General features: G+C 34.3%; 14 protein-coding genes. 8 read left to right on the forward strand and 6 right to left on the reverse strand.

Features of this window, described 5'->3' with window-relative positions:
* The first annotated feature begins 3 nt into the window (after positions 1–3).
* From BUC29_RS19605 to BUC29_RS19615, 3 genes are all read left to right on the forward strand, one after another.
* Positions 4–5,115: a translocation/assembly module TamB domain-containing protein gene (locus BUC29_RS19605; RefSeq protein ID WP_073418063.1), complete on the forward strand. Its 5,112-nt coding sequence runs from the start codon at positions 4–6 to the stop codon at positions 5,113–5,115.
* A complete protein-coding gene (gene tamL, locus BUC29_RS19610) occupies positions 5,099–7,411 on the forward strand; it encodes a translocation and assembly module lipoprotein TamL (RefSeq protein ID WP_073418065.1) in 2,313 nt (770 codons plus the stop codon). Before BUC29_RS19605 ends, tamL begins: the two co-directional genes overlap by 17 nt.
* Positions 7,412–7,558: 147 nt before the next feature.
* Positions 7,559–8,188, forward strand: coding sequence for a DUF4230 domain-containing protein (locus BUC29_RS19615; protein ID WP_073418067.1), 630 nt, complete (start codon positions 7,559–7,561; stop codon positions 8,186–8,188).
* A gap of 255 nt (positions 8,189–8,443) precedes the next feature.
* Here BUC29_RS19615 and BUC29_RS19620 read toward each other — a convergent pair whose 3' ends face one another.
* Positions 8,444–10,201 carry an aromatic amino acid hydroxylase gene (locus BUC29_RS19620; RefSeq protein ID WP_073418068.1) on the reverse strand — a complete coding sequence of 586 codons (1,758 nt, stop codon included), beginning with the start codon at positions 10,199–10,201 and terminating at the stop codon, positions 8,444–8,446.
* A 164-nt stretch (positions 10,202–10,365) separates the two neighbouring features.
* On the reverse strand, positions 10,366–10,776 hold the full coding sequence (locus BUC29_RS19625; RefSeq protein WP_073418070.1) for a group III truncated hemoglobin: 411 nt from the start codon (positions 10,774–10,776) through the stop codon (positions 10,366–10,368).
* 385 nt (positions 10,777–11,161) lie between these two features.
* Between BUC29_RS19625 and BUC29_RS19630 the strand changes: the two genes are divergently transcribed.
* Positions 11,162–13,309, forward strand: a complete 2,148-nt coding sequence (locus tag BUC29_RS19630) for an RICIN domain-containing protein (RefSeq protein ID WP_073418072.1) — start codon at positions 11,162–11,164, stop codon at positions 13,307–13,309.
* 77 nt (positions 13,310–13,386) lie between these two features.
* Here BUC29_RS19630 and ilvA read toward each other — a convergent pair whose 3' ends face one another.
* The 4 genes from ilvA to BUC29_RS19650 all read right to left on the reverse strand — a co-directional run bounded on the left by ilvA (position 13,387) and on the right by BUC29_RS19650 (position 18,059).
* Complete coding sequence (gene ilvA, locus BUC29_RS19635; protein ID WP_073418193.1) at positions 13,387–14,631, reverse strand: threonine ammonia-lyase IlvA; 1,245 nt, start codon at positions 14,629–14,631, stop codon at positions 13,387–13,389.
* Positions 14,632–14,971: 340 nt separating this feature from the next.
* A complete protein-coding gene (locus BUC29_RS19640; protein ID WP_073418074.1) occupies positions 14,972–15,508 on the reverse strand; it encodes a DUF4136 domain-containing protein in 537 nt (178 codons plus the stop codon).
* Between the two features lie 45 nt (positions 15,509–15,553).
* The gene (locus BUC29_RS19645) at positions 15,554–17,530 is read right to left on the reverse strand and encodes a urocanate hydratase (RefSeq protein WP_073418075.1); all 1,977 of its coding nucleotides are present in this window, start codon (positions 17,528–17,530) and stop codon (positions 15,554–15,556) included.
* 343 nt (positions 17,531–17,873) lie between these two features.
* Positions 17,874–18,059 carry a C1orf53 family protein gene (locus BUC29_RS19650; protein ID WP_073418076.1) on the reverse strand — a complete coding sequence of 62 codons (186 nt, stop codon included), beginning with the start codon at positions 18,057–18,059 and terminating at the stop codon, positions 17,874–17,876.
* 116 nt (positions 18,060–18,175) lie between these two features.
* Between BUC29_RS19650 and BUC29_RS19655 the strand changes: the two genes are divergently transcribed.
* From BUC29_RS19655 to hemL, 4 genes are all read left to right on the forward strand, one after another.
* Positions 18,176–18,520, forward strand: a complete 345-nt coding sequence (locus BUC29_RS19655; RefSeq protein ID WP_073418077.1) for a hypothetical protein — start codon at positions 18,176–18,178, stop codon at positions 18,518–18,520.
* A 91-nt stretch (positions 18,521–18,611) separates the two neighbouring features.
* Positions 18,612–19,520 (forward strand): 1-aminocyclopropane-1-carboxylate deaminase/D-cysteine desulfhydrase, encoded by a 909-nt coding sequence (locus BUC29_RS19660; protein WP_073418078.1) that lies wholly within the window; start codon positions 18,612–18,614, stop codon positions 19,518–19,520.
* Positions 19,513–20,412 carry a glucosaminidase domain-containing protein gene (locus tag BUC29_RS19665; protein ID WP_073418079.1) on the forward strand — a complete coding sequence of 300 codons (900 nt, stop codon included), beginning with the start codon at positions 19,513–19,515 and terminating at the stop codon, positions 20,410–20,412. The genes BUC29_RS19660 and BUC29_RS19665 overlap by 8 nt, the downstream gene beginning before the upstream one ends.
* Positions 20,413–20,481: 69 nt before the next feature.
* Positions 20,482–21,768, forward strand: a complete 1,287-nt coding sequence (gene hemL, locus BUC29_RS19670) for a glutamate-1-semialdehyde 2,1-aminomutase (RefSeq protein WP_073418080.1) — start codon at positions 20,482–20,484, stop codon at positions 21,766–21,768.
* Positions 21,769–21,865: the final 97 nt, after the last annotated feature.

Genomic DNA, 21,865 nt, shown 5'->3' on the forward strand with positions numbered 1-21,865 from the left:
CCTATGAATAAGAAAACCATTCATTACGTAAAAAAAACACTTCGTGTACTGTTATGGTGCGTGGTTTTTGTAGTTGCACTTTTATTACTTCTTATAATATTAATTCAGGTTCCATCAGTTCAGAATTTCGCCAAAGACAAAGCGATAACCTATCTTCATAAAAAAATAAAAACCAAAGTTACTTTAAACAGAATTGCCATAAAATTCCCAAAAGATGTAGTTCTGGAAGGTTTTTATTTTGAAGACCAAAAAAAAGATACACTGCTGGCAGGTAATCGTTTAGAAGTCGATGTGGATCTTTTTAAACTTGTAAGCAGCGAACTCGAAATCAATTCTGTAAAACTTCAAAACGTAAAAGCCAATATTTCCAGAAATAAAGAAGGTGTTTTCAATTTCGATTATATCATAAAAGCATTCGAATCAAAAGAACCAAAAGTTGAAGATCCCGATGCTAAACCATTCAAAATATCAGTTGTAAAAGTAAATCTGGATAACGTTAAATTCAATTTTAAAGACGATTATTCTAAAAATGACATTGCCGTTAAACTGACTCATTTTGATACCAAATTCAATAAATTCGATTTAGATAAAATGGATTTTGATATTCCGAATATTAATTTAAACGGATTAAAACTGGTTTTAGATCAGGATGTTGTAGAAAAAATTGCAGAAGTTTCGGTAAAAACAGTTGATACTATTTCAAAACGACCGGATTTCAAACTGGCCTTAAATAAAATCGCTTTGTCTAAAATCGATATTTTATACGACAATAAAGACTCAAAATTAAATTCAGGCATTCGATTAGGAAATCTAAATTTATCCGTTAATGAGGTTAATATAAACAAACAGCTTTTAGATTTCGACACTTTCGAATTAAAAAATCTTAGCGGAAATTTACGATTAGGAGCAAAAGACAAACAAATCGATGCGCCAAATTTAGATACAACTGCCATAAAACAAGCAGGCTGGAAAGCAAAACTTAACAAAGTCAGTATTCAAAATATCGCTTTCAAATTTGATGATATGCAGTCGAAACCAACCGCAAAAGGAATCGATTACAGTCATCTTGATTTGAGTAAATTTAATCTCGAAGCAGAGAAATTATATTATGCAAACGATACCATTTCGGGAAATATCAAATCGCTGGCCGCAGCTGAAAAAAGAGGATTAAATATTCAATCTTTAAAAACAGACTTTTTCTACGGACCCAAAAATGCATCTTTAGAAAATTTGTATTTAAAAACACCGCAGACACTTGTACAAGACAAAATTAAAGTAGAATATAAATCACTTGCTGCGCTTAAAAAAGACATTGCCAATCTTTCTGTCGATGCCAATTTAAAACAATCAAAAATAGGATTTAAAGACATTTTAATGTTTGTTCCAGATTTACAGAAAACAAATCCGTTTAAAAGTAATCCAAACGCCATTGTATATGTAAACAGCCGTGTAAACGGAAAAGTAAAAGATTTGAATATTCCGAAATTTGAAATGAGCGGAATCGGCACAACAAAAGTTTCCTTTTCCGGGAAAATAGCCGGACTTCCTGATGCCCAAAAAGCCTATTACGATTTAGATATCAAGAAAATATCAAGTACTTCAAAAGATATAAATATGTTCGTGCCGGCCGGAACAATTCCGAAAAATATTCAGCTTCCATCGCAGATTAATTTACAGGGAAAATTCAAAGGTTCTGTTCAGAATTTTAAAACCAATCTCGCTTTAAACAGCAGTTTCGGAAATGCAAAAGTCGATGCTTTATTCGACCAGCGAGTAAAGAAAAAAGAGAAATACGATGCAACAGTTTATTTGCTTGATTTTGATTTAGGAAGATTAATCAAAAATGATTCAATCGGAAAAATTACGCTTAAAGCGAAAGTTAAAGGAAAAGGTTTAGACCCAAAAACGGCACAGGCAGAATTAGACGGAATTGTGCAGAAAGCAGTTTTCAACCGATATACCTACAGAGATTTAGCATTAAAAGGAAATATTGCAAACGGATCATTTGCAGTAAAATCAGGAATGCAGGATCCAAATTTGAATTTTAATTTAACAGCAAGCGGAAATACACAAGAGAAATATCCGGCAGTAAAATTAAAACTGAATCTTGATATTGCCGATCTCGAAAAACTGAACCTGCATGCCGGACCAATGAAACTCCGCGGGAATGTTGATGCCGATATTGCTAATAGTAATCCGGATTTTTTAAACGGAAAAGTATTTCTTTCAAACATTCAGATTTTGCAGGATAAAGAACCAATTGTTCTGGATTCGGTTCGTGTTATCGCATTTTCAGACAATACGCGAAACAATATTAAAATTTCATCTCAGTTTTTAAAAGCCGAAGTTGACGGAAAATACAAATTGACAACTTTAGCCGCGGCCGTAAAAAAATCATTGTCAAAATATATTGATTTAAAAAATCCAAAAGCAAACGGAGAATCAGACGAGCAAAGATTAGCTTTTACCTTAACGGTTGATAACGACCCAATTCTTTTTAAACTGATTCCGAAACTTACAGGTTTAGAACCAATTAAAATCACAGGAAAATACAATAACGTATCAGATTCTTTAGAAATAAGAGGAACAATTCCGCGAATCGTTTACGCAGATAACACCATTGCCGATGGAAAAATTAATATCGAAGCCAAAGAAAATGCTTTAGAATATTCAATTTCTATTGCTACGATTGAAAGCGGATCTTTAAAAATTCCGTTTACAAGTTTAACAGGACAAGTTCAGAACAATATTTTGACTTACGCACTTGAAGTTCAGGATGCGAAAGAAAAACAGCAGTATTTTATTGCAGGAGAATTTAAAACAGAAGATTCTAAAAACATTTTTAAAATTGATGCAGAGAACTTCATTTTAAATTATGACCGCTGGTCAATTGATCCGGAAAATGCAGTTGAATTTGGAGATAAACGATTGTATGTCAATAAATTTTTCCTGAACAATAGCGGAAATGAATTAAAAGTTCAGTCGCAGGGAACGCAAAACAATGCACCATTACAGATCGATTTTGTAAACTTCAAAATCGAAACCATTATGAATATGGTTAAAAAAGACAAACTTTTAATGCAGGGTTTAATTAACGGAAATGCCGTTGTAGAAAACGTTATGACAAACCCAACTTTTACTTCGGATATAAAAGTGGATGATTTTACTTTTAAAGGCGAAAAAGTAGGAGACCTGGAGGTAAAAGTCGACAATAAAACAGCTGATCTTCTGGCAGCAAATGTAAGTCTAAGCGACGATGGAAATGACGTAAAACTTTCAGGAGATTATAATATCAAAGCCGGAAATTTTGATTTTGATGTTCTGATTAATAAGTTGAATATCAAAAGTATTCAGGGCTTTAGCATGGATAATATCAAAGAAGGAACCGGATATTTATCAGGAAACTTTAAAGTTACCGGAAATACTTCGACTCCAAAAATTAACGGAGAACTTAACTTTAACGATGCAGCTTTTAGGGTAACGCAGCTCAATTCTTATTTTAAAATCAAAAAAGAAAAAATCACGTTTGATAACGAAACCATCACATTTGATAAATTCTCTCTTTTTGATGAAAACGATAACGAATTGTATGTAAACGGAAACATCAAATCGACTGATTTTAGAAAATACAATTTTGATTTGCTTGTTGAAGCCAATGATTTCAGGGCAATAAATTCTAAAGCCGCTGATAATGATTTGTTTTATGGAGATTTGTTTTTAGATACTAAACTAAATATCAAAGGAGATCTCGAAAGCCCTTCTGTCGACGGAACGATTAAAATCAATAAAGAAACCAAATTTACAGTTGTTCTGCCGCAGTCAGATCCTTCCATCGCAGATCGTGAAGGAATTGTTGAGTTTGTGGATGAAGACAATATGTATTTAAGACAAACCGTTGAACTTCAGAATCAGCTTAATCAGTCTGATGTAAAAGGAATGGACGTTAATGTCGCGATTTCGATTGATAAAGAAGCAGAATTGACACTTTTAATTGATAAAGCCAATGGCGATTATCTGAATTTAAAAGGTGAAGCAGAATTAGTTGGCGGAATTGATAAATCTGGTAAAACAACTTTAACCGGTAAATATGAGTTTACGGATGGTGCGTATGAAATGAATTTTAACGGAATAAAAAGAAAATTCAATATCCAGAAAGGAAGTTACATAACCTGGAATGGCGAGCCGACAATGGCAAATTTAAATATTACAGCAATTTATAAAGTGAATGCAGCGCCAATTGATTTGCTTGGAAATCAGTTGGGAAGTGATGATTCAGCTACAAGAAACAGATACAAACAAAAACTTCCGTTTCAGACTTTATTGAAAATGAACGGCGAGTTATTGAAACCGGATATTTCTTTTGGAATCGTGCTTCCTGAAGGAAATTACGATGTTTCTTCGGATGTTGTCGAACTTACACAATCTAAGCTAAAACAATTAGAACAAGATCCTGCAGAATTGAACAAACAGGTTTTTGCTCTTTTATTATTAAACCGATTTGTGGGCGAAAATCCTTTTTCTAGTGAAAGCGGCGGTACAAATGCCGAATCTTTGGCAAGACAGAGTGTGAGTAAAATACTTTCGCAGCAATTAAACAATCTGGCGGGCGAATTAATTACCGGATTTGAAGTCAATTTTGACCTCGAATCAACAGAAGATTATACAACAGGAACCATGCAAAACAGAACCGATCTGAATGTTGAGGTTTCTAAAAAACTACTCGACGACCGATTGAAAGTTACTGTTGGAAGCAGTTTTGGTGTTGAAGGTCAGGAACGTGCCAATGAAGAAAGTACCAATATTGCCGGAGACGTTGCACTTGACTATCAGCTTACCAAAGACGGCCGCTATATGGTGCGTGCTTACAGAAAAAATCAGTATCAGGTTGCCGTTGAAGGTCAGGTAATTGAAACCGGAGTTGCCTTTATTATTACCATGAGTTACAACAAATTCAGAGAACTTTTTCATCGAACAGAACAAGAAAAAGAATTAATAAGAGAAGAAAAGATTCGAAAAGAAAAAGAAAAACAAAAAAAGAAAGAGGCTAAAGAAAAGGAAAAACTTGAAGAAGAACAGCAGGAAAATCAAATTGAAGGAAATGAGCAAAAAACATAATCATATAAAAATAATTTTGAAGTCTGTGACGCTGTTTTCCCTGTTTTTTGTTTTAGGATGCAGTAACACAAAATATCTTCCGGAAGGCGATTTGCTTTACACAGGCGGCTCTGTAACAGTGAAGGATTCGATCATGAAAAAGAAAGAAAGAAAAGCACTCGAAACAGAACTGGAAGGCTTACTGCGCCCGAAACCAAATAAAAAATTTCTGGGTTTACGACCAAAATTATGGATTTATAATATTGCCGGAGAACCTAAAAAACAAAAAGGAACAAGATACTGGCTTAGAAATAAAGTGGGAGAACCGCCAGTACTTTTCAGCCAGGTTGATTTAGATTATAATGCGGCCGTACTGCGCAATTTTACCGAAAATCGTGGTTATTTTAAAACCCGCGTAAGTGCCGATTCTACTGTTCGCAACAAAAGAGTTACGGCAGAATATACAGTTACGCCCAAAAAACAATACATTATAAAAAGTGTAACTTTCCCTGACGATTCTCTGGCAATGTCAAGAATTATCGGAAGATCAAGCCGAAGAAGTTTATTGAAAGTTGGTAAACCGTATGATCTCGATGTCATAAAAGCCGAGAGAGAACGAATCGATGCCAGACTAAAAGAAAAAGGCTATTTTTATTTTAATCCCGATTATCTTTTGGCTCAGGTAGATAGTAGTAAAGGCGATCATGAAGTAAAAGTGAAAATCGTAATAAAACCCGATACGCCGCCAAAAGCACTCACAGCTTATAAAATCAACAAGATATTTGTTTACCCAAATTATTCACTTACCAATGATAGTGCGGTTTACAGAAAAAGAAACATTACGCAATACAAAGATTTTACTATTATAGATACAACCGAAACCTTTAAACCAAGAGTTTATGATCGAACGATCTATTTTAAAAAAGGAGATTTGTATAACCGAAAAGACCATAATCTTACCTTAAACCGTTTTGTAAATCTGGGAACTTTTAGTTTTGTAAAAAACGAATTCAAACCTTCAGACAGTATTCCAAAAACGTTAGATTCGTATTATTTTCTAACGCTTCTGCCGAAAAAATTTATTCGTGTTGAGGTTTTAGGAAAAACAAATTCAGCGAGTTACACAGGAACCGAAGTCAATGTAAACTGGAATAACCGAAACTTTTTTAAGGGTGCAGAACTATTTACGGTTTCTGTTTTTGGCGGTGCCGATTTCCAGCTTGGCGGAGTTAATAAAGGGAAAAATATTTATAAACTTGGAGGAGAAGTCAGTTTGACCTGGCCAAGATTTATAACACCGTTTCATATTCAGGGAAATAGTGAATATGTACCGAGAACAAAAGCAACGCTTCGATATGAATATCAAAAAAGAACACAATTGTATGCCTTAAATTCTTTTAATGCTTCTTTTGGCTATTTATGGAAAGAAAATATTCGAAAAGAACATCAGTTAAATGTGATGGATATTACGTATGTGAGTCCAAACCATGTTACGGCTGAATATTTAGAAGATATTCAGCAAGATCCAGCATTAGAAAAAGTAATCGAAAAACAATTGATTTTTGGGCCAACATATAGTTATACGTATACCAACACGATGCAGAAACGCCGAAAAAATACAATCTATTTTAATGGTGAATTAGATTTGGCAGGAAATATTACCGGACTGGTCAGCGGTGCAGATTATCCAAACAATGTAAAAACCATATTTGATGTTCCGTTTAGTCAGTATGTAAAAATCAAGTCAGATTTCAGGCATTATTTGAAACTCGGAAAAGAAAGCGAACTAGCCAGCCGATTAATTGTTGGTGCAGGATTTGCTTACGGAAATTCGAATACGCTGCCAACATCAAAACAATTTGTAGTAGGAGGGACCAATAGTATTCGAGCCTTTAGAGCCAGAACTTTAGGCCCGGGAAGTTATGTAATTCCGCCAACGACAAACAACAATTATACACCAGATCAGTCTGCCGATTTAAAATTAGAATTCAATACCGAATACAGGGCAAAACTATTTAGTATTGTAAGGGGAGCCGTGTTTTTAGACGCCGGAAACATTTGGCTTTTACATGCCGATCCAAATAAACCCGGAGCCGAAATCTCAAAAGATTTTATGAAAGAACTAGCTGTTGGCGCAGGTGTTGGATTACGATTTGATTTGTCTTTTTTAATTTTAAGAACCGATTTGGCGATGCCGCTTCGAAATCCTGCATTACCGGACGGACAAAGATGGGTTATTGATGATATTAATTTCGGAAGCGGTCCTTGGCGAAAAGATAACCTTATTTTAAATATCGCAATTGGATATCCATTCTAGTATTTGCTGCGATTTTTTTCGCCACAAATTCACGAATTTTCTTTAACTCATTTTTGCATAAATCTTGAAACTTCACAAATTAAATTCGTGAATTCGTGGCGAAAAAAACTAAAAAAAGAAGTAAATTCGTCTAAATAATTTATTGGAATGCAAAACTTAGTTAAAAGAATTATTAGTATCGGTATTACTATTTTAGTCATTGTTTTGGCTTTTAAATATTGTCAGTTTAAAAAAGAAGACGATTCTACAATTGATTATAATACCAATTTAATTCAGCAGCAAATTCTAAACGTTGGAAAGCTGGTTGTTACCGAAGGGCATTTTTCAGAAGTCATTACGTATAAAAATCAGCAGAAATATTTAATGGATATGATTTCCTTTGAGAAAAAAGCGCTGATTGTGGTAAATGCAAATGTTACTGTTGCTTACGATTTGCATAAAATGAAATACGATATCGACGAAAAAAACAAAACCATCACAATTCTAAATATTCCAAAAGAAGAAATCACGATTAATCCTGACATTCAGTTTTATGATGTCGAACAAAGCAAATTGAATCCGTTTACGGGCGACGATTACAATAAAATCAATAAATCGGTAAAAGCAAATATGGCTAAAAAAATCGAAAATTCAACCTTAAAAACAAACGCCCAAAACAGATTAATAAGCGAATTATCTAAGATTTTAATCATGACAAATTCAATGGGCTGGAAATTACAATATAACGGAAAAACTATTGAATCTGAAAGCGAATTAAATCAGGATTTGAAGCTTTAGTTTTAAGGTTCAAATGAAGTAAATGTTTTTGCCACAGATTAAAAGATTAAAATGATTTGCTTAATTGCCTCCTGCTTTAGCTGGAGGTATATATAAAGAAATTTAAAAAGGCTTTAGCCAAAACATATTTTTTTGGCTAAAGCCTCTCTAGCTGATTTTATTTTCCTCCAGCTAAAGCAGGAGGCAATTTAAAAATGTAAGACTAAAAATCTGCGTACATCAGCTTAAATCTGTAAAATCTGCGTGCAATAAAATTTAAACCTTTTCTTTATTAAAAATCAAATCCAAACCACCAGAAATTAAATGTGCAATTTCAGGACGTTTTTCTTTCAATTGATCCAAATGAACTAATACTTCCTGTAAAAGCTGTTTTTCATCAGAATTATTTAAAAGCTCTACAATTTCAACAGACAATAACCAATCGTTTGAATGACTGTTTTTTAGTTTTTCAAAAACAGATTTCAGTTCATTTTTAGGACTTTTATTTTTTCTGATTTCTCTAACTAAAGCGTATAAATTTTCTAATTCGTCGCGTTCTTCAGTGTGTTTTGCTTTTATAGTTTTTGTAGAAGGAACAATATTTATCAGGTCAAAACTATTCACATCAGCTGGACCTGAAAAAGCCGAAATCACTTTTTTTCCAATAGCCATATCATAATTTCCCCATTCTGGTTGAAACAAAATTGTTTCGCCATGTGTTACGGTACAATTTCTAAAACTAATCAGAATAATTTCTCCGTGTAAATTTCTCGAACCGGTAATAATTTCACCTTCAACAATAATATTACCTTCAAATTCCAGTTTTACAGTTTCATTTTCTACAATGCTGTAAGCCTGTAAATCCTTGGGACTCATATCTTCAATAGCCAGATTAAAACCTTTTAGTTTTCCAATCGGACTTCCGAATCCATGAGGATGCGTTAAAGTTCCATGACCCACTAATTCTTTTTCACGGTAAGCCAAAGCTGTTTTTCCGGTTGTCTGAATGTAAACCGGTTTTCCTTCTTCTTCAATAACATTGGTGAAAACTCCGGAAATTTGTAAACCAGTACTCAATTCAATAGTTCCTAAAGCATTCGACTGAATTAATTTTTTAATTCCCGAAAGTCCTCCGGTTCTTAAAGCCATTTTATTAGCAAATTCTTCCAGAATTAAACTTAAATGAGAAAATGTTGGTGTTACATAAAGCTGCGGCTGAAGCTGCGTAATATCAAAATTCTGATTCGCAGCCGAAATATCGTAAGGGATTTTCTTAACATTATCAGTCATGCACCAGGCACTTTCTCCAATAGAAGAAAGTAATCCGGCACCATAAATTTTAGGATTTTCTACCGTTCCAATCAAACCGTATTCAACTGTCCACCAATGCAGGTTTCGAATTTGAGCCATTTCAGACAATTCGCCCATATCATTTTGCAAATCAGCAACCGCTTTTTCTGCTTCATCGATTTTATACTGCGGCGTATCTTCGGCTTCTTTTAAAATAGAAAGCAAACGAATCGCTTCATACATTTGATAATCTTTGTGAGAAGAAATTGCTTTACAGCCAATTTCACCAAAACGTCTCAAATATTCAGCATATTCAGGATTGGCAATAATAGGAGCGTGGCCGGCACCTTCGTGAATGATATCCGGAGCAGGCGTGTATTCAATGTGTTCCAGTTGTCGTATATCCGAAGCAATAACTAAAACATTGTAAGCCTGAAATTCCATAAAAGCATTTGGCGGAATAAATCCATCTACAGCAACGGCAGCCCAGCCAATTTCGGTGAGAATTCGGTTCATTCCGTACATGCTCGGAATAGAATCAATCTCGATTCCGGTTCTGCGTAAACCTTCTAAATAAGAGTGATGAGCAACTTTTGAAAGATAATCTACATTTTTACGCATAACATATCGCCAAACCGCCTGATTAATAGGAGTGTAATCGCTATAATCCTGAGGTTTAATAAATTGCTGTAAATGTTTCGGCAATCGTTCTAATAACGGATTGGTTTCTATAGATGCATTCATTTCGAAAACGTTGTAGATTAGAATGTAAAATTACGAATTTAGGTCGCTATTTTTTGCTATTCTTCATAAAATTTTTATTCGAAACTGAATTTTATTGCGTTTTTCTAGATTTTTTGGAGATAAGCCGTGAAAGATAAAATCTTGTAATGTAAATTCTAAATTATTTAAGATTTATTTACAGAGTTTCTTAATTCATTTTCAGCATTTCTAAAATATTCAATTTTGTGACTGAACATAAAAGCCATATTTGCAGCACGCATTTTAGCTTCATCTGTAATTACTCCGGAAAACTGAGCGTCGATTGTCGTATTAAAAATCTGGATCCAGCGGTCAAAATGGGTTTTATCTACCGGTAATTGTTTATGCGGAGGAAACGGAGTTCCCGAATACGCTCTAACATCAAACAAAATAGTCTGCCAAAAACCATACATTTTTTGCAAATGCGGTTCCCAGCGATCCTGTAGTTTATCATTAAAGATAGGACCAATTAAATCGTCTTTGCGAACATTCGCATAAAAGCTGTCGACCATTTGTTTAATATCTTCCAGAGTTGAAATATCTTTAAGTGTCTCCATGTTTTCAGAGTAATAAATGTATCAGCAAAAATACAACATAACACAAAGTGCATATCATGATATTTGTCATTTAACAAGAAGATATTTCAATCGAAATCAATAAAACAATGTAGTAAACCTGATTTTGTATAATGTTGTAGTTGTTTTAAAATTAAAAGTAAGATTTTTTGTGTTTTTGTTTTTATTAATAATTTGATAATCAGTTATTTGATTTTTTATTAGATAAGTTTTTGTTAAGGTAAATTTTACAAATGATGTGTATTTGTAAAGTTCTAATTATATCGATTTCGTGAAATTTGATATATTTTTGATGCGTTTTAATAAAAATAATCATAATAAAATGAGAAAACTTTAACTATCAAAAAACCACAAAAACCACAAAATTATGCACAAAACTACTCAAAAACCTACAAACAGAGTAAAAGCTTTAATGACACAAATTATTGTATTAATGCTTTTATGTATTACAAAAACAAATGCACAGACGGTTACGCCTTATATAACATCAGGCGATCAATCAAGATTACTACAACAGCAGGGAACTGTAAGTTTTGGAACAAACTCTGGAACAAATCCTTCTACAGTTACTGTAAATGCCGGAACAACGTATCAAACAATGGACGGATTTGGTTATACTCTTACCGAAGGAAGCGCCGAAGTTATCAGCGGAATGGCGGCAACGCAGCAAAATCAATTATTGAACGATTTGTATAATCCAACTACAGGATTAAACGCAAGTGTAATTCGTATTAGTATTGCAGCTTCAGATTTAAGCAGTTATTCATATAGTTATAACGAAACTTCCGGAGATACTAATATGAATAACTTTAGTTTAAATGGACCGGACTTAACCTACCTGATTCCGATTATCAAAAAGATTCAGCAAATTAATCCAAATATTAAAATTTTAGCAACACCTTGGTCTGCACCTCGCTGGATGAAAACCAACGGATCTTGGGTTGGCGGAAGTTTGCAGACACAATATTATGCGGCTTATGCAAGATATTTTGTAAAATATATACAAGCCATGCAGGCACAGGGCATTCCGATTTGGGCAATTACACCGCAAAACGAACCTGAAAACCCAAACAATGAACCAAGTATGCTGATGAATTCTACAGAGCAAAAGAATTTTATCAATCAACAACTTGGACCTCAATTGGCCGCGGCTGGTTTTGGTGGTGTAAAAATTATTGCTTTCGACCATAACTGTGATAATACAGCATACCCAATTGATGTTTTAAACAACAGCAGTTATGTTGACGGTGCTGCGTTTCACTTATATTTAGGAAATATCTCAGCGATGTCAACTGTAAAAAACCAAACAAATAAAAACGTTTATTTTACAGAACAATATACAGGTTCTGGCGGAAGCTTCAGCGGAGATTTTGGCTGGCACATGCAAAACGTTGTTATTGGAAGTACAAACAACTGGTCTAAAACAGTGTTAGAATGGAATGCTGCTAATAATTCAAGTTTAGGTCCACGTACTCCGGGCGGATGTAATACTTGTTTAGGAGCCATTACGGTTAATAATAGTACAAGTTATACTAAAAATGTGGCGTATTATATTATTGGCCAAATCTCTAAATATGTAAAACCAGGTGCAGTAAGAATCGGTTCTTCAAGCACAAGCGGAAGTATTTTCTCTGTTGGATTTAAAAATCCTGACGGATCTATTGCGCTTGTAATCTACAATTCAGGAGGGCAAAATACTATAAAAGTAGTTTCAGGGTCTTCTGCATTTAATTATACAGTTCCGGGTTCATCAGCAGTTACTTTTACATGGGGAGCAGGGACACCGCCTCCAACAGGTTTTCCGGGATATTATAATATCATTTCAAGAAACAGTAATAAAGGACTTGATGTTGCAGATAATTCAACAGTAAGCGGAGGAAGAATTCAACAATATGATGTTACTGGCGGCGGAGGAAGCAACCAACGCTGGAAATTTGTTTCGGACGGAGCCGGAAATTATTACATCATAGTAAAATCGACTGGAATGTATCTTGCAGTTGAAAATAACGGAACAGCAAATGGTTTGAAAGTTCAGCAAAGAACCTTCTCTAATTCGAATGAATTTAAATGGACAGTTGCAAGTCTTGGCGGAGGATATTATAAAATTACCAATGTAAATACAGGTAAATCTCTTGATGTTGAAAATGTTTCTACAGCAAATGGAGCTAATATTCAGGTTTGGGATTATACAGGCGGATTAAATCAGCAATGGCAGTTTGTACAGGTAGAATCAACAGCAAAAAAAGCGTTAACAATAACCGAAGCGGAAAGTACAAACGATATGGCAATTTTTATTAATTCTTCAAATGATTATTTAAAAATTGATACAAACCATGAAGGAAATGCTGATATAACAGTATACAATATCGCAGGACAAAGCATTTTGAAAAAGAATGTAAATTTTGTAAAAGGAAATCAATCTGAAATTGAAATTTCAAGATTGCCAAAAGGAGTTTACATTGTAAGAGTAACCGATAATACAGGTTCTTATTCTAAAAAAGTATTAAAGCAATAATTACAAATCGAGAATTCAATTAGTAATTTTATATTGATGTTTAAAAGGCTGTCAGATTTTTTGGCAGCCTTTTATTTTTATCCAATTAATTGAGTAAATAAATCGTGATTGTCATTTAGGTATTGAAATTCAAAACCATATTGTGTCATTTTCATTTTAATAGGCAGAATATCTTTTTTCTTTTTTAATTCTAAACCAACAACAACAGAACCCTTTTCGCGGCTGTTTTTCTTGGCAAACTGAAAATAGGTAATATCATCATCAGGACCTAAAATATTATTTACAAATTCTTTTAAAGCTCCCGGACGCTGCGGAAACTGAATCATAAAATAATGCATTAAACCTTCGTAAAGTAACGAACGCTCTTTTATTTCAGCCGTTCTTTCGATGTCGTTATTACTTCCGCTGACAACACAAACTACGGTTTTGCCTTTAATTTTGTCTTTATAAAAATCCAAAGCGGCAATGGTCAAAGCACCCGCAGGTTCTACTACCATAGCTTCTTCATTGTATAATCTCAAAATTGTCGTGCAGACTTTTCCTTCGGGAACCAGAATAATATCTTCAAGATTATATCGGCAGATTTCAAAAGTTTTATCGCCAACTTGTTTTACCGCCGCACCGTCAACAAATTTGTCGATTGTATTGAGCGGTGTATTTTTATTTTCTTCAATAGAAGTTTTCATCGAAGGAGCGCCTTTTGGCTCAACGCCGATGATTTTAGTATTCGGACTTAAATGCTTAAAAACTTCAGACAAACCCGAAGCCAGTCCGCCGCCGCCAATTGGTACAAAAACATAATCAATTGGTTTTGTATAACTTTCCAGAATTTCAAGTCCAACGGTTCCTTGTCCCGCAATAACTTTTTCATCATCAAAAGGATGAATGAAAGTTTTATGATTTTTGATCGCATCTGCCGTTGCGGATGCATAAGCATCATCAAAAGTATCTCCGGTTAAAACAATTTCTACAAATGATTTTCCAAATAATTGTACTTGTTTTACTTTTTGTTTTGGAGTTGTTTTCGGCATATAAATTTTACCTTTTATATGCAGTAGATTACAGGAATAAGCAACACCCTGCGCATGATTTCCGGCGCTGGCGCATACAATTCCGTTTACTTTTTCTTTTTCATTTAAGGAAGAAATCTTATTATAAGCACCTCTGATTTTGTATGACCGGACAATTTGTAAATCTTCTCTTTTTAATAAAATAGTCGATTTAAACTCGTCTGAAAGATTTAAATTTTGGGTTAGAGGTGTCGCCGCAACGACATCTTCAAGGTGCTTTTTTGCATTAAGTACTTCGTTAAATAAACTCATGAGAATTTGTTTTTTTGCCACGAATTCACGAATTTATATATTCAAAGATTATCAAAAAGAATTCGTGAATTCGTGGCTGTTTAAATTATTTTTAAAATAAAAAACCTCCCGTTGTGGGAGGTTTTTATAAATTATATTTTACTTTTTTATATAACACCTCGCCATCATTGCTGAATTGCAATAATGCTGATAATAGCGATAATAATGTTAGTATAGTTTTTCATTTTTAACTGATAGAGTAACAAATGTACTTATTTTTTTGAAGTAGTTAACAGCTCTTTTTAAGTTTTATTAAAAAAACTGAAAACTGATCCCGATAGCTATCGGGAGAGACTGAATACTACTTTTTAACCGGCGGATATTGAGCTAAAATTTTGTTTACAAACTCGCCAATCTTTTCGTCTTTTTTATCAACGTTTTTAGTCAAAGTACCAATTCCTTCGCCCTGCCAGATCATTTCTTTCTTTTTAGCATCGATTAAATCAATGTACAAAGTTCCTTCTGTAGAAGTCGAAACGGTAGTTTGTCCTCCGTACATCATGTAAGGATTCCAACCCCAGCCCCAGCCGTAACCCCAGCCGGCACTAAATTGATTTACGTTTACCTGTTCTCTCGATTTGGTAAAAATGTTTACCAGCAAATCCGGGTTATCACTTTTTGTGAAACCTTTTGCCGCCATTTCATTATCTATAGCGTGAAGAATACGTCTTTTATCCAAATCAGAAATTTCAACTTTGTCAATTCCGGGCTTAAAGAAAGCGTAAGTTTTATAAGGCGCAAAATCGACATTTTTGTCGTAATCAGAATAAACAGTAACAGTGCTGCATGATGCTAATAGCAAAAGCAGAAAAAACGGAACTAACTTGAATGTTTTCATATTATTAGAAATTTAATGTTCTCTATTTTGCTGAGTAACTTTTAATTATAGTAGATTTTCATCAACTAAATTAGGTAAAGTTACTTTTAATAAAGGCTCAACTTCCATTGCTCTTTTTATGGCAAAAACAGCACCTTCATTTCGGGCCCAGCTTCTTCTTGAAATTCCGTTGTTAACATCCCAGAAAAGCATTGATGCTAAACGCTTTGAAGCCTCTGTAGAACCATCAAGAACCATACCAAATCCGCCGTTTATAACCTCTCCCCAGCCAACTCCGCCGCCGTTGTGAATCGATACCCAGGTTGCTCCTCTAAAACTGTCTCCAATCACGTTATGAATCGCCATATCAGCCGTAAAACGAGATCCATCGTATATATTTGAAGTTTCTCTGTAAGGCGAGTCAGTTCCCGAAACGTCATGATGATCGCGACCTAAAACCACAGCACCAATTTCACCTTTTGCAATGGCTTGATTGAATGCTTCGGCAATTTTAATCCTTCCTTCTGCATCAGCATAAAGAATTCTCGCCTGAGAGCCTACAACTAATTTATTTTCCTGTGCGCCTTTAATCCATTTGATGTTATCCTGCATTTGCTGCTGAATTTCATTTGGAGCAGTTTCAGCCATTTTTTCTAAAACTTCGCAGGCAATCGCATCCGTTTTTAGTAAATCTTCCGGTTTTCCCGAAGTACAAACCCAACGGAAAGGACCAAATCCGTAATCAAAACACATTGGTCCCATAATATCCTGAACATAACTTGGATATTTAAAATCAATATTATTTTCGGCCATTACATCGGCTCCCGCACGAGAAGCTTCCAATAAAAAGGCATTTCCGTAATCGAAAAAGTAAGTTCCTTTTGCAGTATGTTTATTAATGGCTGCTGCATGGCGACGTAAAGTTTCCTGAACTTTTTCTTTGAATAATTCCGGATTATTAGCCATTAAATCATTTGCTTCTTCAAACGAAATTCCAACCGGATAATAACCTCCAGCCCAAGGATTATGAAGCGAAGTCTGATCTGAACCTAAATCAATTTTAATATTTTCCTGATCAAAACGTTCCCAAACATCAACCACATTTCCTAAATAAGCAATCGAAACGGTTTCTTTATTGGCTTTCGCCAAAGTTACTCTGGCAACCAATTCATCAGTAGAGGTTACCACTTCGTTAATCCATCCTTGTTCGTGACGGATTTTTGTAATCTTAGGATTTACTTCGGCGCAGACCGTAATACAACCTGCTATATTTCCGGCTTTTGGCTGTGCGCCCGACATTCCGCCCAATCCAGAAGTTACGAATAAACTTCCTTCCGGATTTTGTTTTATTTTTCTAAAACCATTCAAAACCGTAATTGTAGTTCCGTGTACAATTCCCTGTGGACCAATGTACATATAACTTCCCGCTGTCATTTGTCCGTATTGAGAAACACCAAGTGCATTCATTTTTTCCCAATCGTCCGGTTTAGAATAATTTGGGATAACCATTCCGTTTGTAACCACAACTCTTGGTGCTTCTTTATGCGATGGAAATAATCCCATTGGATGGCCTGAATACATCGTTAAAGTCTGTTCATCTGTCATTTCAGACAAATATTGCATCGTTAATAAATACTGTGCCCAGTTTTGGAAAACAGCTCCGTTTCCGCCATAGGTAATCAATTCATGCGGATGCTGTGCCACAGCATAATCCAAATTGTTCTGAATCATGTGCATAATCGCTTTTGCCTGCAATGATTTTCCGGGATATTCATCGATTGGTCTTGCATACATTTTATAATCCGGACGAAGACGATACATATATATACGCCCGTATTTTTCTAATTCTTCTGAAAATTCAGGAATTAATTCAGCGTGATGTTTTGGGTCGAAATAACGTAAAGCATTTTTTAGAGCCAGCTTTTTCTCTTCTGCCGAAAGGATTTCTTTTCTTTTCGGAGCGTGATTAATAGCCGGATCGTACTCTTTTTTTTGAGGTAATATATTTGGAATTCCTTGTTTTATTTCTTCTTGAAAAGTCATTTTTTTTAGAGATGCTAAGTTGCTAAGATTCTAAGATGCTAAGGTATTTTAGTTAGATTAACAACAGATTAATTTTTTGTTTTTTTAAATTATGTCGTCTTGATGAGATTTAAATACGATCAACATTTAATCGATGCAATTGGAATTTGGATTTTTTAAAATTATCTAATTTCCAAATTGCCACATTTTCTAATTGAAAAACTAAGGATAACGGATATCCGACCTATGATAGGACTTGTGGATTTTAATCCTGAATTTTCTTGAATGGATATCCATTAATGATTTTAGAGTTTAGATTGATTTTAGATTTTTGAATTATCTAATTGACACATTTTCAAATTAACTAATTTGCTTTCTTTCTTATTTCGCCTGTTCGTTTATCAAAACCATACGGACAATGACGACAGCCGCTTTTGCAGCAATAACCTCTTTTTAAATGATGTTTTTCAGTAAAGCATTTATAACCTTCGGGTGTATAGTAAAAATCTTCGCCTTCGATTAATTTATTTTCATTACTTTGCTCTTTCATAAATCTGCTTCGCGTTCGTTTTGATAAATTCTAAAAATCAAAAATAAAAATATTTGATTATGATTTTATTGAAATCGAACAATTTTATAGCTACAAATTTATAAATTTTACAGCCAATGTTTCTGATTGTTGCCAAATATTTAATTCCAAAAGGTTATCGTGCAATGGCTGTATTTCCATTTGTGATTGTAAAATATGATTTTGATAAAAAAAATGGAGTTTTTGTAAACCATGAAAAAATCCATTTAAGACAGCAGTTAGAGCTTTTTATAATTCCGTTTTTTGTATGGTATTTTTTGGAATATTTTATTCGTTTGATTCAATATAAAAATGCTGCTTTTGCATATCGAAATATTAGTTTTGAAAGAGAAGCTTACGCCAAAGAAACCGATTTTAATTATCTGAAAAACCGATCATATTTTCAGTTTTTGCATTACATTAAAATAGGCAATAAGCAATAGGCTTTAAGCTTTAAGCGTTAAATATATTAAGATATGAATTATCACTTTTGACTTTTGACTTTCGACTTTCGACTTTGAACTTTAAATTAAAATGAATCCAGTTTTCAATCAATCCATAAATATTCAGTTTCCAAATGGTATTTCTTTGATAATAAAGCGCGAAGATTTAATTCATCCTTTTGTTTCGGGAAATAAATTCAGAAAATTAAAATACAATTTACTTCAGGCGAAAGCCGAAAATAAAGATACTTTACTGACTTTTGGCGGTGCATTTTCTAATCATATTGCAGCAGTGGCTTTTGCAGGAAAAGAGCAGGGTTTTAAAACTATTGGCATTATTCGAGGCGATGAACTTTTTGATAAAATTGAAGAAAATCCAACCTTGAAATTTGCTCAGGAAAACGGAATGCAATTTGAATTTGTTTCTCGCGAAGATTATCGTTCGAAAAGTGAAACTTCTTATATAGAAAACCTAAAAAATAAGTTTGGCGATTTTTATTTAGTTCCCGAAGGCGGAACAAATGAACTCGCCGTAAAAGGCTGCGAAGAGATTTTGACTGATGATGATTCGGTTTTTAATTACGTTTGCTGCGCTGTTGGAACTGGCGGAACAATTTCGGGATTGATAAATAGCGCTAAAGAAAATCAGAAAATTTTGGGCTTTCCAGCCTTAAAAGGTGACTTTTTAAAAGATGAAATTCGTATTTTTGCAAAAAAAGATAACTGGAATTTAATTTCTGACTATCATTTTGGAGGTTATGGCAAGATAAATTTAGAGTTAATTGAATTTATTAATTCATTTTTTAATGAAACAAAAGTGCCTTTAGATCCAATTTATACAGGAAAGATGGTTTTTGGCGTTATAGATTTAATTAACAAAAATTATTTTCCTGCACATTCAAGAATATTACTCATTCACACCGGCGGATTACAAGGCATTGAAGGAATGAATATGAAATTGAAGCAGAAAAAATTACCAATACTTAAAACTAATGATTAAAAAAATTGTATTACTTCTCGTAATATTAGCTTTAGCAAGCTGCTCTTCCAGTAAGCCTGCCATCGCGACGACTAAAAAGGCGGCAGCAGTTCAAACCAGAACAGCTTCTACAAAAAGAAGTACCCCCGCTAAACCAATTGCTAAAAATTATCCTTCTACAAATAATACAACCGAAGTTATTCAGTCTACTTCAAAAACTGTTGTAACCAGCGATTTAATCAATAATTATGTTTTACAGTTCAAAGATATTGCAATGGGAAACATGAAAACCTATGGAATTCCGGCGAGTATCATTTTGGCACAGGGAATTCTGGAATCGGGTGCTGGAAAAGGAGATTTAGCCATTGAAGCCAATAATCATTTCGGAATAAAATGTCATAAAGACTGGCTTGGTGAAAGTGTTCGTCACGACGACGATTCGGCTCAGGAATGTTTTAGAAAATATCCGGAAGCCGCAGAATCGTACAGAGATCATGCTTTGTTTTTAGTTGGAAAAAAACGCTATGAAACGTTATTTACTTACGAAAAAGACGATTATAAATCGTGGGCAAAAGGTCTGCGGGCGGCAGGTTATGCAACAGATCCTAATTATCCGGATAAATTAATTGGTTATATCGAGCGTTACAATCTGCATCAATATGATTGTCAGGTTACAGGAAAAAATTACACCCCAATTAATAAATCGGCCCCGGCAAGAAAACCATCTTACGATGTGGCATCGGATCCAAAGATAAATATGAACTCAAATGATCCTAATTTGTACGAAGTTCAAAAAGGCGATACATTATATTCAATTTCAAAAAAATTCAATTTATTGGTTGAAGATTTAAAACAAAAAAATAATCTAACTGATAATGCGCTTTCGATAGGACAGAAGTTGAGGGTTAAGTAAGAAGTTTTCAGTCGCAGTTTTCAGTTTGAAAACAATCTAAAATCTAAAATCAGAAATCTAAAATCTAAAATGTTATATAAAAGAAGTAGTCAGCTTTTTGCTGAAGCAGAAAAAGTAATTCCGGGAGGAGTAAATTCACCAGTAAGAGCGTTTAAAGCAGTTGGCGGAACTCCGATTTTTGTAAAAAGTGCTAAAGGTGCTTATTTATATGATGAAGACGGAAACAAATTAATTGATTATATCAACTCTTGGGGGCCAATGGTTTTAGGTCATGCGTATCAGCCGGTTGTTGATGCCGTAATCGAAAAAGCAAAACTGGGAACTTCATTTGGTATGCCTACAGAATTGGAAACAGAAATTGCAGCTTTGGCCGTTTCGATGGTTCCAAATATTGATAAAATTCGTTTTGTAAATTCAGGTACAGAAGCTTGTATGAGCGCGATTCGTCTGGCTCGCGGATTTACAAAAAGAGATAAAATTATAAAGTTTGCAGGATGTTATCACGGACATTCAGATTCATTCCTGATTCAGGCAGGAAGTGGAGCTGTAACTTTTGGATCGCCAAATAGTCCAGGCGTTACAGAAGGAACTGCAAAAGATACTTTGTTAGCAAAATACAATGATTTAGAGAATGTAAAAACTTTAATCGAAGCGAATAAAGGCGAAATTGCTGCGATTATTATAGAAGCTGTTGCAGGAAATATGGGGTGTATTCCACCTGCCAAAGGTTTCCTTGAAGGTTTGAGAGAATTGTGTACAGCAAACGGAATCTTATTGATTTTTGATGAGGTAATGACAGGTTTCCGTTTAGCTCGTGGAGGAGTTCAGGAATTGTATGGAATTGACGCTGATATTGTAACTTTCGGAAAAGTAATTGGCGGCGGACTTCCGGTTGGAGCTTTTGCAGCTCGCGAAGAAATTATGAATTATTTGGCGCCTCTTGGACCAGTTTATCAGGCAGGAACATTATCTGGGAATCCGTTGGCAATGGCGGCTGGATATGCAATGTTGAAAGCGTTGGATAATGATAGAGAAATTTTTACGCGTCTTGAAGAAAAAACGGCTTATTTAGAAGCTGGAATTGACAGAGTTTTAAAAGCAAATAATGTCGTATTTACAATCAACAGAGTAGGTTCTATGATTTCTGTACACTTTGATGCCAATCCGGTTACAGATTTTCAAACGGCTGCAAAAGGAGATAACGAAACGTTTAAGAAATTCTTCCACGGATTATTAGAGGAAGGTGTTTACATAGCACCATCAGCATATGAAACATGGTTTATTACAGATGCCCTGACATATGAAGATTTAGATTTTACAATTAATGCGATCGACAAAGTTTCGAAAACATTCTAATAACAAAAAAGAGGCTTTAAAAGCCCACGGATAACACGAATTTTCACAAATTTTAATTTACCTTAGTTTGTGGAATTAATTGCAATAATAAATTGGT

The organism is Flavobacterium defluvii, from assembly GCF_900129555.1.
In the GTDB taxonomy this organism is placed as follows: domain Bacteria; phylum Bacteroidota; class Bacteroidia; order Flavobacteriales; family Flavobacteriaceae; genus Flavobacterium; species Flavobacterium defluvii.